Genomic DNA, 19,487 nt, shown 5'->3' on the forward strand with positions numbered 1-19,487 from the left:
TGTTAACAGCTAGAGCGCCCAGGCATGACTTCGTAGAAGGTCACTTCGGATGCCGTATCGTCATAAAGCAACCAGTGGGACGGCTTGCCCCGCGCCGGGCCTACGTTGACCAGCAGGCGCCGCGCGCCACTCGGGTCGACCGGGGTTGGTACCCCTGGCATGACCGGCCGACGATGTGCCACCACGACGCCGGCCGGGCCGTTCATCTCCCCGAGCGAGGGCAGATCCAGCAGCAGCGTCTGGTGTGAATGGCCGACCATCAGGATCGGGACGTCGGGCAGCTCGACCAGCCGCGGGTAGAAGACCGCGGGCCACCCGGGACGAGCCGGCCCGTCCTCCCAGGAAAACTGGTGGCCGTGCATTGTCATGGCAGCCCCGAGCATCCGAGTTTCGGGCGCGGCAAGCAGGACATCAAGATCACCAAAAATCTGTTCGGACCGCAGCAGATCGCGGATCCGCCACTCCTGGTTGCCCAGGACCAGATCGACCCCGGCCAGCTCACGCCACAGTGCCGGATCCGGTTCCACCACGTCAGTGAGCTCCCAGTGGGTGGCGGCAGTATGGCGACGCCACGGCACCTTCGCCTCGAGGTAGTCGCCGAGGCACACCACCTGGTCGGCCCCGCGCTGCTGCACATCGCCAAGCACGCGCCGCCATGCTTTGCGCCTGCCGTGCAGGTCCGCCACGACCGCGTATCGCATAGAACCACCATCCACCGCTCATCGCCACCCCGCCAGATATGTACCCAGCCCGACGGGTGAGCACAAAAAGGAGAACTCGGCTCATTGCCGTGGATTCGGTACACCTGCTTTCTTGGTATTGGTTACCTCGGGTGAGCGGATCAAACGATCGCAGCCATCGGGACCGTCCCGGCCGGCTAGTCAAGCCGACTCCGGTCAAACTGGATTACGACACCGTCCAGCACCGCATATCCGGAATGGCAGAACCTACATGGCAGATAGATCATGAACCTTGAGACTCCCGGATGGTTCCGCAGCGCACTCGAGCAACGGCCCGAGCGGCGCACGACCCAGGTCGACGGATGCCGGATCAGCTACCGGTGCTGGGGGGAGCGAGAGCGCCCGGGAATCGTTCTCGTGCACGGAGGGGGCGGGCATGCGGGCTGGTGGGACCACATCGCGCCACTGATTGACAACGAGTACCGAGTTATCGCGATCGATATGTCAGGCCATGGTGACAGCGGACGCCGCGATGAGTACAACCTCATCAGCTGGGCCACTGAGATCGTCAGCGTGGCACGGGACGCCGGCCTCACCGGCACACCGATCATCATCGGGCACAGCATGGGCGGCTGGGCATCGATCATGGCTGCGGCGAAGTTCCCGGAAAGCGTCGGCGGCATCATGATCATCGATGCTCCGGTCGCGGACGTCACCCCGGAGGAACGGGCCGCCCGCGAACGGACCGCATTCGGGCCACTACGCGTATATCCGACCGTAACCGATGCCCTGGCCAGGTTCAGGACCGTACCAGACCAGCCGAACATGCTGCCCTACGTTGTGAACCACGTGGCACGGACCTCCATGGGCGCGGTCGAAGGCGGCTGGACCTGGAAATTTGATCCGGGCATTTTCCGAGGACGCCGGCCGTCTTCGCAGATCCTCAAAGAGGTACGCTGCCGGGTCGCCTTGTTTCGAGCCGAGTACGGCCTGATAACGCCGGACATCGGCACCGAGATGTACGAGCTGCTCGGGCGGGTCGCGCCAGTCATCGAAATCCCGCTCGCGGGGCACCATGTCATGCTGGACCAGCCGTTGCTGCTGGTCACCGGCATTCGGACGCTGCTTGCCGACTGGCAACACTCGGTGCCCCAGAGCCGGCCGAAGGCGCAGGCAACCACCGCGTAACAGGCCAGTGAGCATATGATCATGCCTCTTCGCCGGCAATCGGAGGCCCAGGGCCCTGGCCGGGCAACCGGTGGTCACCATAACCGATGGCCCGGTGAACGTGGCATTCGTCATCGGGCTTGCCCGGATGTTCTTGAGCCCTCGGCGCGGTGCGCGGGGATCAGCCCGGCTCCGGTGTCCGCCAAGCGCCCGCCTACCTCCTCCGCCGCGCCGAGCCTGGATTTCGTCCCGCCGGCAGACCCGGCGATGAAGGATGCGAGCAGGGCGATCAACAGCATTACGATGGAGAACGCAAAGGTAGCGGCAAGACCATCGGAGAACGGCCCGGAGATCAGATTCGGAAAAAAGGCGCGGCCGGTTACGTAAGCGCCCGAGTCAGGTAGAGCCGACAGCGTCTGCGGCCCGAGAAGCTGCTCCATCGGATTGTATCCGAGAAAGGCTGAGAATAGAACGCCGATCGGCGGGAGCGTGGAAACAGTCCGCGCAACCGGCACTGGCACACCTTGGTCCACAAGCCCGTTGAACATGGTTGACGGCAGGCTACGCGAAAGCCCGATGACTATCAGTGTGAAGGAAAACCCGATCGAAAGCACGAAAGCGGCGTTCTGGAAGGTGGCGGCCATGCCCGCGCCAACGCCTCGGGTGTTCGCCGGCAATCCGTTCATCACGTCAGCCCGGTTCGGTGAAGAGAACAGACCGGTGCCCAGGCCATTGATGAGCAGAATCAGCGCGAATATCGGATAGGGGAAGTTCACCGGGATTACCATGAACAACACAAAGCTCACGATGACGATGGCCAGGCCTGCCATCGTGAACATCCGGGCACCGAAGCGGTCGGACAGCACGCCGGCAAGCGGTGCGGCCACCAGAAACCCGACCGTCAACGGAATCAGGTAAATTCCTGCCCATAGCGGAGTCTCCGCGAAACCGTAGCCATGCTGCGGCAGCCAGATTCCCTGTAGCCAGATGAGAAGGACGAACTGGAGACCGCCGCGGCCGAGTGACGCCAGCAGGTTCGCGACATTGCCAGCGGAGAACGACCGGATCCGGAACAGTTCCAGATTGAACAGCGGTTCGGCCACCTTAGACTCGATGACCGCGAAGGCGGCCAGCAGGAGTACGCCGCCGATCACCGCAGCCAGCACCCACGGGTTGGTCCAGCCCATAGTGCGCCCACCATAGGGCTGTATGCCATAAGTGATGCCGACGAGCAGCGCGATCAACCCGCCAGCGAACGTCATGTTTCCCCACCAGTCCATCGCTGTACGACGCCGCACACCGTTGTCCCGGAGTTTCGCATAGGCCCAGAAGGTACCGAATACTCCAAACGGTACCGACACCAGGAAGACATAGTGCCAGTTGATCGGGGCGAGTAGCCCGCCCAGCAGTAGACCGAGAAAGGTGCCGGCGATGCCGGCGACCACATTGATACCCAATGCTAACCCGCGCTGACGGGTGGGAAAGGCATCAGTGAGAATAGCCGTGGAATTTGCGACGAGAAACGCCCCGCCCACGCCCTGTATGATCCGCCAGCCGATCAGCCAGAGAGCGGCCGTGCTGCCGTGCATCCAGGTAGCGGCCAGCAGAATCGAAGAAGCGGCAAAGATCGCAAATCCGAGATTGTACATACGGACGCGACCGTACATGTCCCCAAGCCGGCCAAATGTCACCACCAGCACGGCCGTGACGACGAGGAAGCCCATCATCATCCACAACAGATAGCTGATGTTGCCAGGGCTCAACGGGTTGATGTCGATCCCGTGGAAGATGTCCGGCAGCGCGATCAGAACGATCGACGCATTGATCGTTGCCATCAGCATGCCGAGCGTGGTGTTGGACAGGGCGATCCATTTGTAATGCGGACCCAACGTAATCGGGCGATTATCCATTGCCGATGGTCGAATAGTCCGCATATTGTCCGAAATTTGCTGGTCCATGCAGCCCGAGTCCCGCACTTCGCCGCCCTCCACGCACGCCACTCGCCTCACTCGAAAACTTGCTTAGTAAGACTAAACAAGTAACACCAAAGTTGGCGAGGCGAGAAGTGTGAGATTGGCCCGGAGTTCCCCGGAAGTGACCCTGGCCAGCAGTTCGGCAAAAAAATCAGGAATAATGGGGACTAACTGGGCAAAACTATCGGATGTCCCAGAAGCACGAAAACGGCGATGGGCTCCCTCAAGACACTTCGAGGGAGCCCATCTGGACGCACAGGGTGGAATCAGGTACAGCAGCCACCGCCGCAGCAGGCGCCCCCCGACGCGGCAGGCTGCGGCGAAGCCGGTCTGGAAGAGGGCGCCGCTGACCCCGCCCGGGTCACCGCGACCGCGGTGAACACCCTGCCGGTGTCGGTGTGACCACCCGGGCACGGCGTGCTGGCGGCGGCTGTCTCAGTGATCCCGCGCCGCACCTCAAAGCTGGTGTCGCACGTGCGGCAACGGTATTCGTATGCAGGCACACTCCTACTTTACGCCAACGACGCGGCGTCGGCGGTCAGCCGAACTGAACTGGCTGACCGGTCGCCTCCAGGACCGACAGCCAGAGATCGCCGGCGGGGTCAACCTGGCTGCGATGGCTGATAGCCAACGGGATCGGGACGTGCACGAACCTGCGTCGCCACCGGCCGACCACCATCTCGGTACGGCCTGACATCGCCGCATGCACCGCGGCGTGCGCCAGCCGGATGCAGTACACACTGTCATACGGATTCGCCGGTACGCTGCGGATCATATAACTCGGATCAATGTATTTCAGATTCAGCTCCATGTCCACCGCGCCGAAATATTCCGTCACCCGCCTGTTGAGGAGCGGGCCGACGTCCCGTAGCTTGATATTGCCGGAGGCATCGCTGCCCTGTGATTGCTGTCCCTGCTCCTCTTGGGCGAAAAGCTCCTGCCCGGCGCCCTCCGCGACGACCACGACGGCGTGGCCCCGGTCCTCGACCCGTCTGTGCAGGAAGTTCAGCAGCCCGCCTTCGCCTTCGAAGGCGAAGGGCACCTCGGGGATGAGCACCACGTCCGCATCGCTGTTCGCCAGCGACGCGTAACAGGCGAGAAAGCCCGAATGGCGGCCCATCAGCTTCACCACGCCGACGCCGTTGGGTGAGGATGTCGCCTCGACATGCGCCGCCCGTATCGACTCGGCAGCCTTCCCGAAGGCGGTCTGAAAACCGAAGCTCTGGTCGATGTACGGAACATCATTGTCGATGGTCTTCGGCACACCGACAACGGCGATCTTATCGCCTCGCTCGCCCGCGATACGGGCGATCTCGAGCGCGCCGCGCAGTGAACCGTCACCGCCGATGACAAACAGGATGGTAATACTCATCCGTTCCAGACAGTCAACGATCTCCTCCGGGTCCTGTTGCCCGCGCGAGGTTCCAAGAATTGTTCCGCCGTTCTCGTTGATAGTGCCGACGAGCTCGGGGGTCAGGTCCAGGACGCTGTGGCCGTAGCGGGCGATGAACCCCTGATACCCGTTGCGGAAACCGAAGATCCGAGTCACGCCGTAGTGTGAGGTCAATTCGAACACCAAGCCGCGGATAACATCGTTCAAACCTGGGCACAGCCCCCCGCAGGTGACAATTCCGACCCGCGTCTTGGATGGGTCGAAAAAAATCTTTCGCCGGGGCCCGGCCGGCTCAAATCCGGGAAGAGCGTCGATCGGCATATCACGTTGCGTAACCAGAGACAACGTATCGTCAAGGAGTACCCGGTCGTCTTCATCCACATAATGCTGGGTCGTTCGCTTGTCACCGATCAGCGGCGCAAGCGGCGAAGTGATCCGGCAGGATCCCAGCACCCTTACCGAAAGTTCTTGGCCGTCAGCCATCAGTAACGCACCCTTGTGACCATCGGCAGCGCGAAGAGAATGGCCCCGGATGACCTCGGAGCCTCTCGGTGATCGCGCCATCCCTGCCCGACTGGCGGACCGGCTTTGTTACCGACGCGAAACAGAGATTTCCGGGTGGGTGACACCACGATTGTCAAATCTCCTTTCTCGCCCACTCGTGTCAAAGAGTACCGGTCCAGCCACCAGCACCGAGGAGGAGGCTCGTGAACATGTTTTCGCCGTGCGCCAGACGAAACCCATGCTTTACTGGTCGGACACATCGTGCCCCCCGGGTCGGGCTCACCTGTCACCGTCGGCGGGCATCGGCTGGCCGACCAGCCGCAGGTCGCCATCGATGTTCATCCCACCGCCGGCTGGCGTGCACGCCAGCCGGATCGCCGTGGCAACGCGGCCCCTACCCGAAAAAAGTGAGATCCATTACAAAACGCCCGCCAGCGGCCGACCCGCCAGTAGGCACAGATCCACCGATGCTCACTCGCCCTGGCCGACCGAGATGGCTGATTCGGACGCGGACACTGGCAGCCCGCCGGAAACCGCGATCATGCGGCCCGGCGCGGGCAGCCGCTCGGCGATGAGCAACGCGAGGTCGTCGTGCAGGTTCCCCCCGACATGGCCGTGCAGATGAGCCACCAAAGCGTCCAGCACGGTGTCCAGAGTGGCCGCTGCCAGCTCGGAAAAATGATCTTCAAGGCTAAAAAACGTCCGGTTGCTGTCACGAGCCTCGATCAGGCCGTCAGTGAACAACAGCAACCGGTCGCCCAGGCCCCAACTGCTGATGGTTGCCGTGAAGTCCTCCGCGATGCCCAGCGGAGGACTGGGCTCGATGATTGCCAGCGGGCGGGCTGAGTCCCCGGACAGCAGAATCGGCGGCGGATGTCCAGCAGAGATCATTCGCAGCGTACCGTCTGGTTCGATGTCGACAAGCAGAGCTGTGACGAAATCCTCGGCGCCCGCTTCCCGGGAAACCGCTCGGGCGCAGGCAGCGGCAACCCGCTCGATCTCCGGGTAGTGGACGGCGCCCTCACGGAAGGCACCCAGCACAACCGTGGTCAACCGGACCGCGGGCAGACCTTTCCCCTTCACGTCCCCAATGATCATTCGTGTGCCACCGGATACCGTCACAACCTCGTAGAGATCCCCACCAACCAGGGTCTCGGCCGTGGCGGACAAATATCGAGCGGCGAACGCGATCCCGTCCACAGCCGCGGGTACCACTGGCAGGAGCGCACGCTGGGCAACCTCGGCAACGGCACGTGCCCGCCCGAGCTCCCGTTCTCTACGCCGCCGGGTGACCGCGACGTAGATCGCTACAGCGCCCTGGACCGCGACGAGTACACCTGCGGCGACATGCTGCCCGGTATCGAACCACCGATCCCATGCGCCCGACGCCACGGCCGCGGCCACCGCGGCGAACCCAGCGACAACGGTGACCAGCGTCGAACTGGTAGCCGAGGCGAGCAGCGGCACCAGGCCGTAGAAGCCGGTCAGGTCGATCCCGGGGATGACGACATCGGCGGCCACGAGAAGCCCCAGCAGACCCAGCAGGCCTCCATCGGCCGCCACGACCGCACTTCCACATGTCCGCATTGTCCTCATCATGTACACAACCAACGAACGAGGAAACGCTGTTGACCACGATGCGACCACCATTGGAACGCTACGTGTGCCGCGGCCGCAACCGGAACCGGAAGCGGCTGCCGGCCATCATCCACCGGCGGGCGAGGCCGAACGCCACGCCGGTACCGGATGAGTTGTATCGGTACGGCCAAGAAGGCGGCCAGGGGCTGCCTGGGCGTGGCGAGCCGGACAGACGGCTTCCGAAACACGCCCCGGAGAGCCTCCGGCGGCGCGGCCATACCGCAGCGCGCTGCCGGAGGCTTGTGCGCGAAGTGACAGCAGAACGGTCAAAAATCAACTACAAGACATATAAGGCACAACATTAACTAACAGTAGTAGACATGAGCACATCAACTATGCACCATCAGGGGCAATATGGACAACGGACACCCCATTCGGGGCCGATCTCAGGCGGGGACGAAGAAGCTGGCCCCGACCGCTAGACGCCCGCTGACAGGCATCCGCGGCAGGTCGCGCCACCCGGCCCATCGCGGTCGCACCGCTGGAGCCAGGCCGAGGGCGGTCACCACAGCCTGCGGCGCGCCCACACCGGGAAACCGCCCCGCCGGGCCAGCCGCCGGCATCCGGCTGGCGGTAGGTCAACGATGGCGGAAGTTTCAGCTGCGGGTGAAGGCCCTGGCGTCCGAACGGAAGCGATCGAGTTCATCCGCGCTGATGGTCGGTCGCGATGAGCGCGCCGCCGCCAGAAGATCTTCGGTGGTCACCGGCAGGCGCTCACCCTTGTCGACCGCGCGGTGGAACGCGGCCGCCACGGCTCGCTGCACGGTGGATGCAAGATCAGCGGGTGTGAACAGCTCAGTGGCCGCGACAACCGGTTCGACGTCCACCTGCTTGTTGTCGATCCGCTCGAGGAAACGATCGAGTAGAAGACGACGGCCGGGGGCGTCCGGTGGTCCCACCGGAAGGACAAGATCGAAGCGTCCGGGGCGGATGAACGCCGGGTCCAGCGCCGCGATCGAGTTCGTCGCACAGATCAACAGACGCCCTGGGGAACTACGGAACTGTGGGATGGCCTTCAGCAGCTCATTCACCACCGACTGGCTCTCCGGCCCGACGGCTTCCCGGGACTGCGCGATCTCGTCCACCTCATCGATGAACACCACGACTCGTTCGACCTGCATGAGTTCGGTGATGGCCGTACGCAGCTCGGCCGCGAGGTTGCCACCGCTGCCGGCCGCGACCAGCCGGGATGGCAGAAGTTCCACGAACGGCCACTCCAGACGTGCCGCTACCGCCCGCGCGAATGACGTCTTCCCGGTACCCGGTGGTCCGAACAGAAGCATGGTCGTCGGTGTGACCACCCCATACGTCTCCGCCAGCTCGTTCTCCTTGATAGGCAGCAGCAGGCGCTGTTCCACCAGTTGCTTGCCTTCGGCCATGCCGGCCAGACTGTGCCATTCCGCCGCTGTGAGCAGGGTGCCGCCCCAGCGCTCCACGGTCGTGACGTCGACCGGCCGCAGTGGCTCGTACTTCTCATAGAGTGTGAGCCCGGTCTTGACGAAGCCCCGGTTCCGGAAGGCGAGTTCCCCGAACTGCCCCGACGCGAGCAAGGTGGTTATACGGCGATGACCAGCGTGAATCAGCTGGTTCTCCAACGCCTGCAGAAGCGCGGACCCGATACCTCGGTATCGCCACGCAGGCGAGATTGCCAGCGCAAGTACCCGGGCATAGCCTTGTTCGTATTTTCCGACCGCGACGCCGACGAACTGATCGGGTGTGACGGCGACGACAGCGGGAGTGTCCTCGCGCAGCGCGAGAACTGTGTCGGTCAGGTCAAAAGACGGCCCTTCTTCGTCAGATCTGACCTCCTCAAGCAGACGAACCGTAGCGGTGTGATCGGTGGTGTCGTAGGATCGCACATGCCAATTGGTCATGACCGACTCCTTTCACTCGTGTCACTCGTGCGCAAGTACGGGTCAGTTACCTGTCGCGTCGTTTCCACTCGTGTTACCACTCGGGCAGCGGCAAGGAGCCCGCGGCGCAGGCTCGAAAGGAGCAGAATTAACCAGCCGGCGCGGGCTATCCATCCGCGGAGGGGAGCGGTAGATTGCCCGCGCCGGGGTCTCACCCGGGGTTCGCGACCGTTGTCAGCGACCACTCCGGGGAGCTTTTTTCGGCCACGCTGGCCTCAGCCACCGGCCAAAGAAGTCGGGCCCGTTACTCTTTTCACACCGTCGGGGGGGCCGGGCCCGCTCAGACCACGGCGGCGGACGCCGCGGGTAACGTCCTGGGCTCCGTACCGCGGCTGCCCTGGCCGGCCCCCCGCATCGGGTGGAGACCCACGCGGTGTTATGCCCCGGCGATTTTCGGCCGGTTTTTCAGTGACCCCGGGGATGCGGCCAAGGTGGCACCAACCGAGAGTCGACCAGTTCGTTGCGGAAACAGTTGTCCCACGTCGGGCATATCGATCGAACATCTGACGGCACCATCGCGTCAGTGCGGTGAGGCCTCGGCGGAACATTCCTCGAGGTGCCCTCCCCTGCCCTCGCGGACGGCCGACAGGCGTTGTCGGCGTCCCACGGAGTCCGATCATCAGACGGCGCCCTCGCGCGGGCGGGGGATCGTATGTTCCCGCTCAAGCGGAGCGGCCGACAGCAGGCTCCGGCCCGCTCGGGCGAGTTCGTCCGGTAGCCCGCTCAGCCCGAGCCTGTGCCCGGCCTCGGTGCGAATGACCATCAGATGGGCCAGCAGTGCTCGAGCTTCGTGAATCTCTCCTTCCGGCGCGCCATCCGCGATCAGCCGTGCGAGGGCAGTCATCACATCGCTTTCCGAGGTCACAGCCTCGGCGTATTCGCGTGCGGCGATCCACAACCGAGCCGCGGCATGCTGCCAGTCCGCCATGGCGCAGGCCATCAACGCGGGCGAGGCGGTCCGCGGCAACGTCTGTGTGATCACTGTGCTACCCGGGGAGCGGGGGCACTGACCAGCTGACGACGCAGTGCCCGTCGCTCATCCTCGTCCAGACCACCCCAGACACCGGCGTCCTGACCTGTGTCGAGCGCCCAGTTCAGACACTCACGGATCACCAGACAGCGGCGGCAGACGGCCTTGGCCTCCTCCAGCTGCCGCTGTGCTGGCCCGGTCGTACCGACCGGGAAGAACAGCTCCGGGTCCTCATCCCGGCAGGCGCTGCGCTGACGCCAGACTTCCAAATCCTCCGCGGTCTGCGGCTCCTGCGGCCGGACATGACGCCACATGTATGCGGTGTTCATGTCCTCAAACTGGCCGCGCAACTCGCCAGCCGCGTCCAATACAAGAACTCTTCTGCTCATCCGACACCGTCCCGTGGTCGCGTCGACATGAAGACTAAATCGAGCAGAAGCGTACGACCGGCCCCAGGGAGTGTCTACTCGCAATGTTTCAGAACCAGGGAACAGGGAATATGCCCCAGGACGGGGCCAAGGACTCATGAATAAAGGCTGAGGTACAACGTCCTGCCACCGACATTCGTCCAAGGCGCCGGGAATCATGCTTTTCAGCGACATCCGGGCGGCAGTTCACAGATCCACACGATCACCGTCCGGATACTCCGCGTGTGCCTGAGTCGCGAGCGCCCGGGGCCCGGCCAGGGTCACATACGGTGCCGACGAATACCGGCCGGGGCGTAATCCGGCGAGAATCAAGACGCCTCGCCGTGGACCGACCAGGAACAACGACTCACCACAGGTGACCTCGGGTCCTTAGACTCCGGAGGGGGGGTTGGCTACGTTCCGACTACATGCCTTGACATGACGGCCAAATGGGAGAAGGTCAGATGCCTCCTCGAAGGGTTACCATCGGTCCGTTGCAGCATGCACGCCAGATCCGCGGCCTGTCTCTGGCGCGGGCAGCGGAAGAGATCCGGAGTCTCGCCGAGGACATCGGTAGACCATGGGATGCGTTGACCGCACAGCGCCTCTCGGAGTACGAGGGTGGCAAACGCCCGAGCTGGGAACACTGTGATCTACTATCCCGCTATTACTGCACCAATGTCGTCGCGCTGGGCTGGGCGTGCGACTATGCCGGACCCGAGACCGGGACCCTGGCACTCATGTCGAATTCAGTTGACGATGGGGAGGCTCGATGGGCAGACGCCGATCTCGACCTTCTATGGAGACCTGACGGGTTGGCCGTCGGGTTCGAGGAGGTGACCGCCAATATGGAACGGCGGAAGTTTCTCAGCGTGTCCGGCGTGGCGCTGACCTCGGTTGCGCATCACTGGCTCATGACCGATTCAGCCGGCCTTGCCGCGGCGCTTGAGGGAAAGCGTGTGAACGACTCGCTCGTCGCGGGCTTCGAGCGGCGGGTCGACACGCTTCGCAAAATGGATGACGTTCTCGGAGGGGATGACATATACGAGCTTTCCATGGCGGAGCTACGGGTAGCCGTCCGCGTCCTGCGGACCGCCTTGTACGGCCACGCCCACGAGGCACGGCTGTACGCTGTCGCGGCTGAGCTGGCCCGCATCGCAGGCTGGGCAGCCTTCGACAGCGGCTACCACGGGGGTGCCCAGCGCCTGTGGATGGTCGCGCTCCGGGCCGCCGGCGAGGCCGGCCAGCCCGCGCTCGGCGCCAACATCCTGCGTTGCATGGCCGAACAGGCGGCCTGGTATGGCGACCCGAATGACGCCGTCACCATGCTCCGCTCAGCGCAGGCCGGAGCCCGCGCGGCAATGACCGCCACCGAGAAGGCGGCAATCTCCGGCGCGCTGGCTCTCGCGTACGGCCGTGCCGGTGAAAGCACCACAGCCGCCCGGACCGCCGAGGACGCGGTTCATCTCATCAGCCAGTCACAACCAGCGGAAGATCCGCCGCACATCTACTGGTGTGTCCCGTCCTGCATTTCGCTTTTCGCCGGTGAGGCGCTGCTCGCCAGCGGTGACGGAGCCGCGGCCATTCCGTATCTGGACAATGCCACGGACGGGTTGGCCGGTGATTTCCCACGCGCCCGGGTGGAAGCCATGACCAGGTTGGGTGTGGCGCACGTCCAGGCCGGCGATGCCGATGCCGCCATTCAGCTCGGGCATCAGGCCGTTGAACAGGCGGCTCTTCTCGATTCCGGAATGGCCGGACGAGACGTCGCGACACTCTGCCGTGAAATCGAACGTACCGGGTGCCCCGGGGCCGCCGATCTCACGGATCATGCCCGCGTCGCGCTGACCGCCGTCGGCGCGGCCTGACGGCACGGCAACGCTCCACCCGGTCTCCACAACGCTGGACCCGCTCCGCGGCTCCAGCACGGGACACCGCACAAGAGGCAGTCGAGGCGGCATCGCCGCACCGACTGCCTCTTGTGTTTTTGTGATTTATGTCCGCTTTGATGCATTCATCAGGCCGTTGATTACGCCAGCCGGGAGTATGACCCTCGCCACATTTCTCCATCTATTCAAGTCCGACTGGAGTCAAATACCCGCAACATCCCGTTCGTCGGCCTCGAGGGTGGCAAAAATATGATCTTCCAGATTGACTCCGTAAAGCATCCAGATAATTACCAAAAGTAACGCCAATTACTTAGCGTTAAATACCTCGAGAACGTCCGACCAATGGCCGCCTATCGTCGACCAGCCGAAGGCAGCGGACGATCGGCGATCAATATGATCGGCCAATATGATCACGATCGCCGCTGATCACCGCCACACCTCTCACCGCACTTGATTTCCCGACCATGCTGTCGCGAAACTGATAGCTGGGTCACGTCCACCGGAACAGTCTCGGCAATCCCCGCGGCGTCACCCAGCAGGGGCTGTCCGGGTATCTGGTACGAACCGGGTATTCAGCCGCCGCCAGGATCGACGGGCGACGGCACCGCGCCAGACCGGTCTCGACCGATGGCATGAGATCCGCGCTGAAGGCTTCGGAGCCGGCCCCGTACGAACCCGCCTGGCAGGATCATGGGATCCATGCGGCCACGGGTCCGGTCCACGACCGCACAGTCGGTCATGGATTGTCTCCACTGGGCGACTCGCCGAGTCGATTGATCAACAAAATGTCAAACCGTCGGTGCGCAAGGGCTGGAAACGCGGCTCGAACATCCGCGACTCTCGCGGTGTCAAAGGTCGCCGCGGGCAGACTCGGAGCATCGCCGCCCTCCGCCAGTACCACGCCCCATGGATCAACAATCACGCTGTTGCCGGCCAGTCGCCGGCCGGCCTGCCAGCCCGCGGCATTGCAGGCGACGAGAAGAACCTGGTTCTCGACAGCGCGGGCACGGGTCAGGATCCGCCAGTGGTCAAGTCGTTCGTGCGGCCAGGCTGACACGACCACGATGATCTCGGCACCCTGATCGACAAGCAACCGGAAAAGCTCCGGAAAACGAAGATCGTAACAGGTGGCTAGCCCGACGGTACCGAAAGGCGTACGGCTGGTGATCACATCCCGCCCCGGCGTGAGCAGTTCCGCCTCCCGCGAGCCATGGCCGAAAAGGTGAACCTTGCGGTAGACCTGGAGAAGATCTCCATCGGGCCCGATGAGCACAGTGGTGTTGTGAAGACGCCCGTTCGGGCTCCGCTCGACCATGCTGCCGGCGACCATGTGCCAGCGGCGTTCCCGGGCCACGCGCCGGAGCGCGGTGAGAACGGGCCCGTCCAGCGGTTCGGCGTCCTGGGCATACCGATCGAACGAGAAATACCCTGTCATCCACAGCTCGGGCAGCACAACCAGGTCCGCGTCGTCGATGCTACGCAGTTGAGCGAGCACTCGCCGCAACCGATCGTGAGCCCCCTCCGAGCTGGGACATTCAAGTTGGACACAGACGACGCGAACTCCGGGTTGTGGCACGCTCCGAGCGTGCCACTCCACTCCCGTTCGCGGGGCTGGGGCACGCGCATCGCCGCATCGCCGCATCGCCGCGCGATGCGCGGGTACCCCGGCTGGTCAGTCGGCCCCCAAGGACCATGGTGACGCCACCTCCGCAGCCTTGCGATACGCGCGCCCCAAGCCCAATTCTTGATCCACTCTCCTATTGCCGGGCGCTCTAACCTGCCGGAAATTCGCTTTTTTTGACCGCGTAATGCCTGGTGGATGACGATGGGCATGGCAGTCCACTGACGACAGAGGTCGACGAGCGGTGCGTTGCGGCCTCGCCCGGCGGCTCCTTTGATCGTCCATGGTTTCCTGCCACGAGCACAAAACCATGATCGTGCAGCTGCTGGCTTACCAGTACCCGCTCGAAGGGAAATTCATGAACAACGCGGTCATCGTCGATGTCGTTCGGAGCGCATCCGGACGAGGCAAGCCAGGCGGCGCTCTGTCCGGAGTGCATCCGGTCGAACTGCTCGCGACCGTGCTCCGATCGTTGATCACACGTAACGACCTTGACCCGGGGCGGGTCGACGATGTCATCGGCGGATGCGTCCAGCAGGTCGGCGAGCAGTCCGCGAACATCACCCGGTATGCCCTGCTGTCCGCGGGATTCCCGGAGAGCGTGCCAGCCACGACCGTTGATCGCCAATGCGGATCAAGCCAACAAGCCGCGCACTTCGCCGCGCAGGGCGTGATGGCCGGCGCCTACGACATCGTGATCGCGTGCGGCGTCGAGTCGATGAGCCGCATCCCGATGGGCACGCCGACCATCGGCCAGGACCCACAGGGTCCTGGCGTCCACGCCCGTTATCCCGAAGGCCTGGTCAACCAGGGCGTTTCGGCCGAACTGATTGCCCAGAAATGGAAGTTCGACCGCGAAACCCTCGACGCCTTCGCGGCGGCCTCCCATCAGCGCGCGGCGGCCGCGGCGGCCGCGGGCGCCTTCGACAACGAGATCGTGGCGGTGGCAGCCCCCGCGCCGGACGGAACAACCAGTACACATCTGGTGGACCAGACCATGCGGGCGAGCACAACAGTCGAGGGCCTCGCCGGTCTCAAGCCATCCTTCGGCACCGAGGAAATGCGGGCGCGGTTCCCCGACGTCGACTGGAAGATCACCCCTGGAAACTCCTCACCGCTGACGGACGCGGCATCCGCCGCACTGATCATGAGTGAACAGGCTGCCAGCAAGCTCAACCTGCGCCCCCGCGCCCGCTTCCACGCGTTCTCGGTGGTCGGCGACGACCCGTTGCTCATGCTTACCGGTCCCATCCCAGCAACTCAGCAGGTTCTCGCGCGAGCCGGCCTGACCATCGGCGATATCGACGCCTACGAGGTCAACGAGGCCTTTGCCCCCGTGCCACTGGCCTGGGCACACGAACTTGCCGCCGACCCGGCAAAACTCAACCCCCGCGGCGGAGCGATCGCCCTTGGGCACGCGCTCGGCGCCTCCGGCACCCGGCTGCTGGGGACGCTGGTCAACTACCTGGAGGCGAACGGCGGCAGGTATGGCCTACAGACCATGTGCGAAGGCGGCGGCATGGCCAACGCAACCATCATCGAACGTCTTTAGAGCGCCCGGCAGTAGGGGCGCGCCATCCTGCCGGCGGGCAATGCCGTCTGGCTGCCGGCTCCGCCGTGAAGCCGGCAGCCTGTGCCCCGATCCAGCCGTGACAGCGGTATGACCGGAAACAGCATGATCAAAAATGTCAACAAAACAAGAGAGGTGTCGGACAGGTGAATATCGCAGGTGGCGTCGCCCTGATCACAGGAGGAGCCTCCGGCCTCGGGCTCGCGACAGCCCGTCGTCTCGTAAACGCCGGTGCCAGTGTCGTGCTGCTGGATCTGCCCACATCAGGCGGCGAGCAGGTCGCCGCCGACCTTGGCAAGGCCACCTTCGCGCCCGCTGACGTCACCGACTCCGAACAGGTCAACGCCGCGCTCGATATCGCTACCGGCCTGGGCGAGCTGCGTGTCGTGGTCAACTGCGCCGGGATCGCGCCGCCGGCCCGGATTCTCGGTAAAGGCGGCGTGATGCCGCTGGAGGCGTTCACCCGGATAGTCACGGTCAACCTGATCGGAACCTTCAACGTGATCAGGCTTGCCGCCGAACGCATGGTTCACAACGAGCCCACCGCCGGCGAACGCGGGGTGGTCGTGTGCACCGCGTCGGTCGCCGCGTTCGAAGGCCAGATCGGGCAGGTCGCATACTCCGCGTCCAAGGGCGGTATCGCCAGCATGACTCTGCCGCTCGCCCGCGACCTCGCGGACAAGCAGATCAGGGTGGTTACCATCGCGCCGGGCCTGTTCAAGACCCCGCTGCTCGCCAGCCTTCCGGCGGAGGCACAGGCTTCGCTTGGCCGCCAGGTGCCGCACCCCAACCGCCTCGGCGATCCTGACGAATATGGCGCGCTGGTCGAGCACATCACCGCCAATCAGATGCTCAACGGTGAGGTCATTCGACTCGACGGCGCCATCCGAATGGCCCCCCGCTGACCATGTGATCGATGGGTGAGATCCGCTCCACGACGAGGGTGGCCGCACCTCCCCTGCTTACAAGGAGATGTCGGTTACCACGGCCGTATACAGGGAGAAACCCGGCGCTGGGCTGGGCAGCTCCGTACGCGGTCGGGATGGTCCCGCGTGCCAGCAACCGTAGGTACGCGGGAGCATCCGCAAGAGTGAACACCGGCATGGCACAGACACCGGTGTCCGCGAACATCACGGAAGCTTCCTCCATGCCGGTCACGGACTCCGCCGTACCGATTACAGACCGAGATCCCGACCAATGATCTCTTTCATGATTTCATTGGTCCCACCGTAAATCATCTGGACACGAGAATCGACGAAGGCCCTGCCAACCGGATATTCACGCATATAGCCATACCCTCCGTACAGCTGCAGGCAGCGGTCGGACACCCGACACTGAAGCTCAGTGACCCAGTACTTGGCCTTGGCCGCGCGCACGGCGCTGAGTTCGCCACGCAGATGCTCAATCAGACAATCGAGGATGAACGTACGGGCGATATCGATCTCGGTCGCCAGTTCCGCCAGAACGAACCTGCTGTGTTGGAATGATCCGATCGGCTGGCCAAAGGCGGTGCGCTCCTTCGCGTACGCCAGAGTCTGCGTGAGCAGGCCCTCAATCATGCCGAGGCCGGCGATCGCTATGGACAGCCGCTCCTGTGGCAGGTTGCGGACCAACGCGTAAAATCCGCTGTTCTCCTCGCCGAGAAGGTTGGCAACCGGCACCCGGACGTCGGTAAAGGACAGCTCGCTGGTGTCCTGCGCATGCAGCCCGATCTTCTCCAGATTGCGGCCCCGTTCGAAACCCGGCATCCCACGCTCGAGAACGAGCAGGGACAGCCCGCGGTGTGGGTCGTCCGCGGTGCGCACCGCGGTGATCACAAGGTCGGCATGCTGCCCGGAGGAGATAAAGGTTTTTGCGCCGTTGACGACGTAGACATCCTCGTGACGGACCGCGCGGGTCCGGATAGCGGCCAGATCACTGCCTGTACCTGGTTCGGTCATGGCCACCGCGAGAACGGTCTCACCCGAGACCGTACCGGCAAGCCAACGCGCCTTCTGCTCATCGGTGGCGAGGCCGAGCAGATAGGGCAGGACAATGTCATTCTGCAACGTCAGGCTAAGACCCGCCGACGTGGCCAGCGCGCGACCGAACTCTTCCCCGACGATCGCGTTGAACCGGAAGTCCTCGATGCCGGGCCCGCCGTACTTGTCATCGACACCGAATCCGAGCAGGCCCCACGCACCAGCGTCGGTGAACAACGCACGATCAACGATACCTGCCCGCTCCCACGCATCATAGTTCGGCAGCACACACTGCGCGACAAAGTTCCGCACCAGCTCGCGGAAGAGTGCATGCTCGCTGTCATACACGCGTGCCGACAGTGACGACGGCGGCTGGTCCACATTCACCATCGAGCGCTACCTCCCCAGCCCAGTCCGCACATCAATGATCTCGACGCAGAACAGCCCAACGCCTTCTTCGGCCCGCCGAGGCGATTCACCGAACGCATACGCCCTGGAACGACCCTAACAGGCAACATATATCAATTAGTTTACTACATGATCGACCTAGGGCAGCAGCTTACGCAGCAGTTCGATGGAAGCGACCCGCTCCGCATGGGTGGCGGCCAACGGGGTCACATTCAGTGACGTCACCCCGGCCGCGACCAGCGAATCCAACCGATCCCGCAGGTACCCCTCAGCACCGATGAGGGATATGGCCCGCAGAAGTTCCGCCGGGACCACAGCCGCGGCTTCCTTCTTTCTGCCGTCGAGGTAGAGATCCTGGATCAGCGCGGCCTCGCGCTCGTAACCATAGCGGCAGGCAAGATCATTGTAGAAGTTCCTGCCTCGAGCACCCATGCCCCCGATATAGAGGGCAAGCGTCGGACGATAAAGATCAATAAGATGATCGACGTCATCACCGATCGCCATCGGCGCGGCGACCACAATATCAAGGTTGCCAAGAGCGGGGTCCCGCCTGGATCGGCCATCCGCCAGGGAGGCCCCCCAGACATCCGCCGCCTTCTCCGGATGGAAGAAGATCGGCTCCCATCCCTCGGCAATCTCCGCGGCCAACGCGACGTTCTTCGGCCCAAGCGCCGCGAGAATGATCGGGATCCGGTCACGCACCGGCTTGTTTATTATTTTCAACGGCTTCCCGAGGCCGGTTCCCTGGTCGGCGGGCAACGGAATCTGATAGTAGCGGCCGCTATGCACCACCCGTTCACGGCGCCACACCTGTCGGCAGATCTCCACGACCTCCCGGGTGCGGCCGAGCGGCGCGTCGTAACGGACGCCGTGAAAACCCTCGATGACCTGTGGACCGGACGCGCCGATCCCGAGCGTGAAACGACCGTCGGACACGTAGTCAAGGCCGGCTGCCGTCATCGCCGTCAACGAGGGAGTACGACTGTAGACAGGCAGGATACCTGACGCGATCTCGACGCGATCGGTGCGCGCCGCGATGAAGCCCAACTGGCTCACCGCGTCAAAGGAGTACGCCTCCGCCACAAAGACGATGTCCACTCCGGCGGCCTCGAAATCACGCAGGCCGGCAACTGTCTCCCTGAAGTCGCCGCTGTAGTCCAACGGCATACCGATCCGCACTGAGGCCTCCTCGTCGACGCCGTTCCAACCGATGGCCAGAAAAGTAGGCGGCCATAGTTCTCCGCACACACTCAAAGGCCCCGGAGGTCACTTGATCCTGGATCAAAACGTCCAAGCACCGCGTGACCCGACCGATAGTCGGGACCTGATCGTTGTACGCCAACCGATGGTCGCGGCGCAACACAACCGCAATAAGAGCGCCCGGCAATAGGGG

Annotated in this window: 15 protein-coding genes; 4 read left to right on the forward strand and 11 right to left on the reverse strand. The window is 63.9% G+C overall.

Annotated elements, in window-relative coordinates; translation table 11 throughout:
- Positions 1-2 precede the first annotated feature (2 nt).
- The gene (locus MJ783_RS00235; protein ID WP_239307841.1) at positions 3-701 is read right to left on the reverse strand and encodes a metallophosphoesterase; all 699 of its coding nucleotides are present in this window, start codon (positions 699-701) and stop codon (positions 3-5) included.
- 264 nt (positions 702-965) lie between these two features.
- On the opposite strand from MJ783_RS00235, the gene MJ783_RS00240 reads away from it, so the two are divergent.
- Positions 966-1,868, forward strand: coding sequence for an alpha/beta fold hydrolase (locus MJ783_RS00240; protein ID WP_239307842.1), 903 nt, complete (start codon positions 966-968; stop codon positions 1,866-1,868).
- 110 nt (positions 1,869-1,978) lie between these two features.
- Here the strand turns inward: MJ783_RS00240 and MJ783_RS00245 are convergent, their stop codons facing one another.
- The 7 genes from MJ783_RS00245 to MJ783_RS00275 form a co-directional block, all read right to left on the reverse strand.
- Positions 1,979-3,757: an MFS transporter gene (locus MJ783_RS00245; protein ID WP_370651383.1), complete on the reverse strand. Its 1,779-nt coding sequence runs from the start codon at positions 3,755-3,757 to the stop codon at positions 1,979-1,981.
- A 329-nt stretch (positions 3,758-4,086) separates the two neighbouring features.
- Positions 4,087-4,323, reverse strand: a complete 237-nt coding sequence (locus MJ783_RS00250; protein ID WP_239307843.1) for a zinc ribbon domain-containing protein — start codon at positions 4,321-4,323, stop codon at positions 4,087-4,089.
- Positions 4,324-4,358: 35 nt separating this feature from the next.
- Positions 4,359-5,696 carry an ATP-dependent 6-phosphofructokinase gene (locus MJ783_RS00255; protein WP_239307844.1) on the reverse strand — a complete coding sequence of 446 codons (1,338 nt, stop codon included), beginning with the start codon at positions 5,694-5,696 and terminating at the stop codon, positions 4,359-4,361.
- A 492-nt stretch (positions 5,697-6,188) separates the two neighbouring features.
- On the reverse strand, positions 6,189-7,280 hold the full coding sequence (locus tag MJ783_RS00260) for a PP2C family protein-serine/threonine phosphatase (protein WP_239307845.1): 1,092 nt from the start codon (positions 7,278-7,280) through the stop codon (positions 6,189-6,191).
- Positions 7,281-7,951: 671 nt separating this feature from the next.
- A complete protein-coding gene (locus tag MJ783_RS00265) occupies positions 7,952-9,229 on the reverse strand; it encodes a GNAT family N-acetyltransferase (RefSeq protein WP_239307846.1) in 1,278 nt (425 codons plus the stop codon).
- Between the two features lie 658 nt (positions 9,230-9,887).
- Positions 9,888-10,250: a hypothetical protein gene (locus MJ783_RS00270; RefSeq protein WP_239307847.1), complete on the reverse strand. Its 363-nt coding sequence runs from the start codon at positions 10,248-10,250 to the stop codon at positions 9,888-9,890.
- The gene (locus MJ783_RS00275; protein WP_239307878.1) at positions 10,247-10,552 is read right to left on the reverse strand and encodes a WhiB family transcriptional regulator; all 306 of its coding nucleotides are present in this window, start codon (positions 10,550-10,552) and stop codon (positions 10,247-10,249) included. The genes MJ783_RS00270 and MJ783_RS00275 overlap by 4 nt, the downstream gene beginning before the upstream one ends.
- A 557-nt stretch (positions 10,553-11,109) precedes the next feature.
- Between MJ783_RS00275 and MJ783_RS00280 the strand changes: the two genes are divergently transcribed.
- On the forward strand, positions 11,110-12,513 hold the full coding sequence (locus MJ783_RS00280; protein WP_239307848.1) for an XRE family transcriptional regulator: 1,404 nt from the start codon (positions 11,110-11,112) through the stop codon (positions 12,511-12,513).
- 757 nt (positions 12,514-13,270) lie between these two features.
- Here the strand turns inward: MJ783_RS00280 and MJ783_RS00285 are convergent.
- Positions 13,271-14,110 carry a carbon-nitrogen family hydrolase gene (locus MJ783_RS00285; RefSeq protein ID WP_255723980.1) on the reverse strand — a complete coding sequence of 280 codons (840 nt, stop codon included), beginning with the start codon at positions 14,108-14,110 and terminating at the stop codon, positions 13,271-13,273.
- Positions 14,111-14,513: 403 nt separating this feature from the next.
- On the opposite strand from MJ783_RS00285, the gene MJ783_RS00290 reads away from it, so the two are divergent.
- Both MJ783_RS00290 and MJ783_RS00295 read left to right on the forward strand, forming a co-directional pair.
- Positions 14,514-15,707 carry an acetyl-CoA C-acyltransferase gene (locus tag MJ783_RS00290; RefSeq protein WP_239307879.1) on the forward strand — a complete coding sequence of 398 codons (1,194 nt, stop codon included), beginning with the start codon at positions 14,514-14,516 and terminating at the stop codon, positions 15,705-15,707.
- 164 nt (positions 15,708-15,871) lie between these two features.
- On the forward strand, positions 15,872-16,630 hold the full coding sequence (locus tag MJ783_RS00295) for a 3-hydroxyacyl-CoA dehydrogenase (RefSeq protein WP_239307850.1): 759 nt from the start codon (positions 15,872-15,874) through the stop codon (positions 16,628-16,630).
- A 270-nt stretch (positions 16,631-16,900) separates the two neighbouring features.
- On the opposite strand, the gene MJ783_RS00300 is transcribed toward MJ783_RS00295, so the two are convergent.
- Together MJ783_RS00300 and MJ783_RS00305 are read right to left on the reverse strand one after the other, a co-directional pair.
- Entirely contained in the window at positions 16,901-18,076 is a 1,176-nt protein-coding gene (locus tag MJ783_RS00300) for an acyl-CoA dehydrogenase family protein (protein WP_239307851.1), read from the reverse strand.
- 156 nt (positions 18,077-18,232) lie between these two features.
- Positions 18,233-19,273, reverse strand: coding sequence for an LLM class F420-dependent oxidoreductase (locus MJ783_RS00305; protein ID WP_239307852.1), 1,041 nt, complete (start codon positions 19,271-19,273; stop codon positions 18,233-18,235).
- Positions 19,274-19,487 lie beyond the last annotated feature (214 nt).

Source organism: Protofrankia sp. Cj3 (assembly GCF_917627355.1).
Lineage (GTDB): Bacteria > Actinomycetota > Actinomycetes > Frankiales > Frankiaceae > Protofrankia.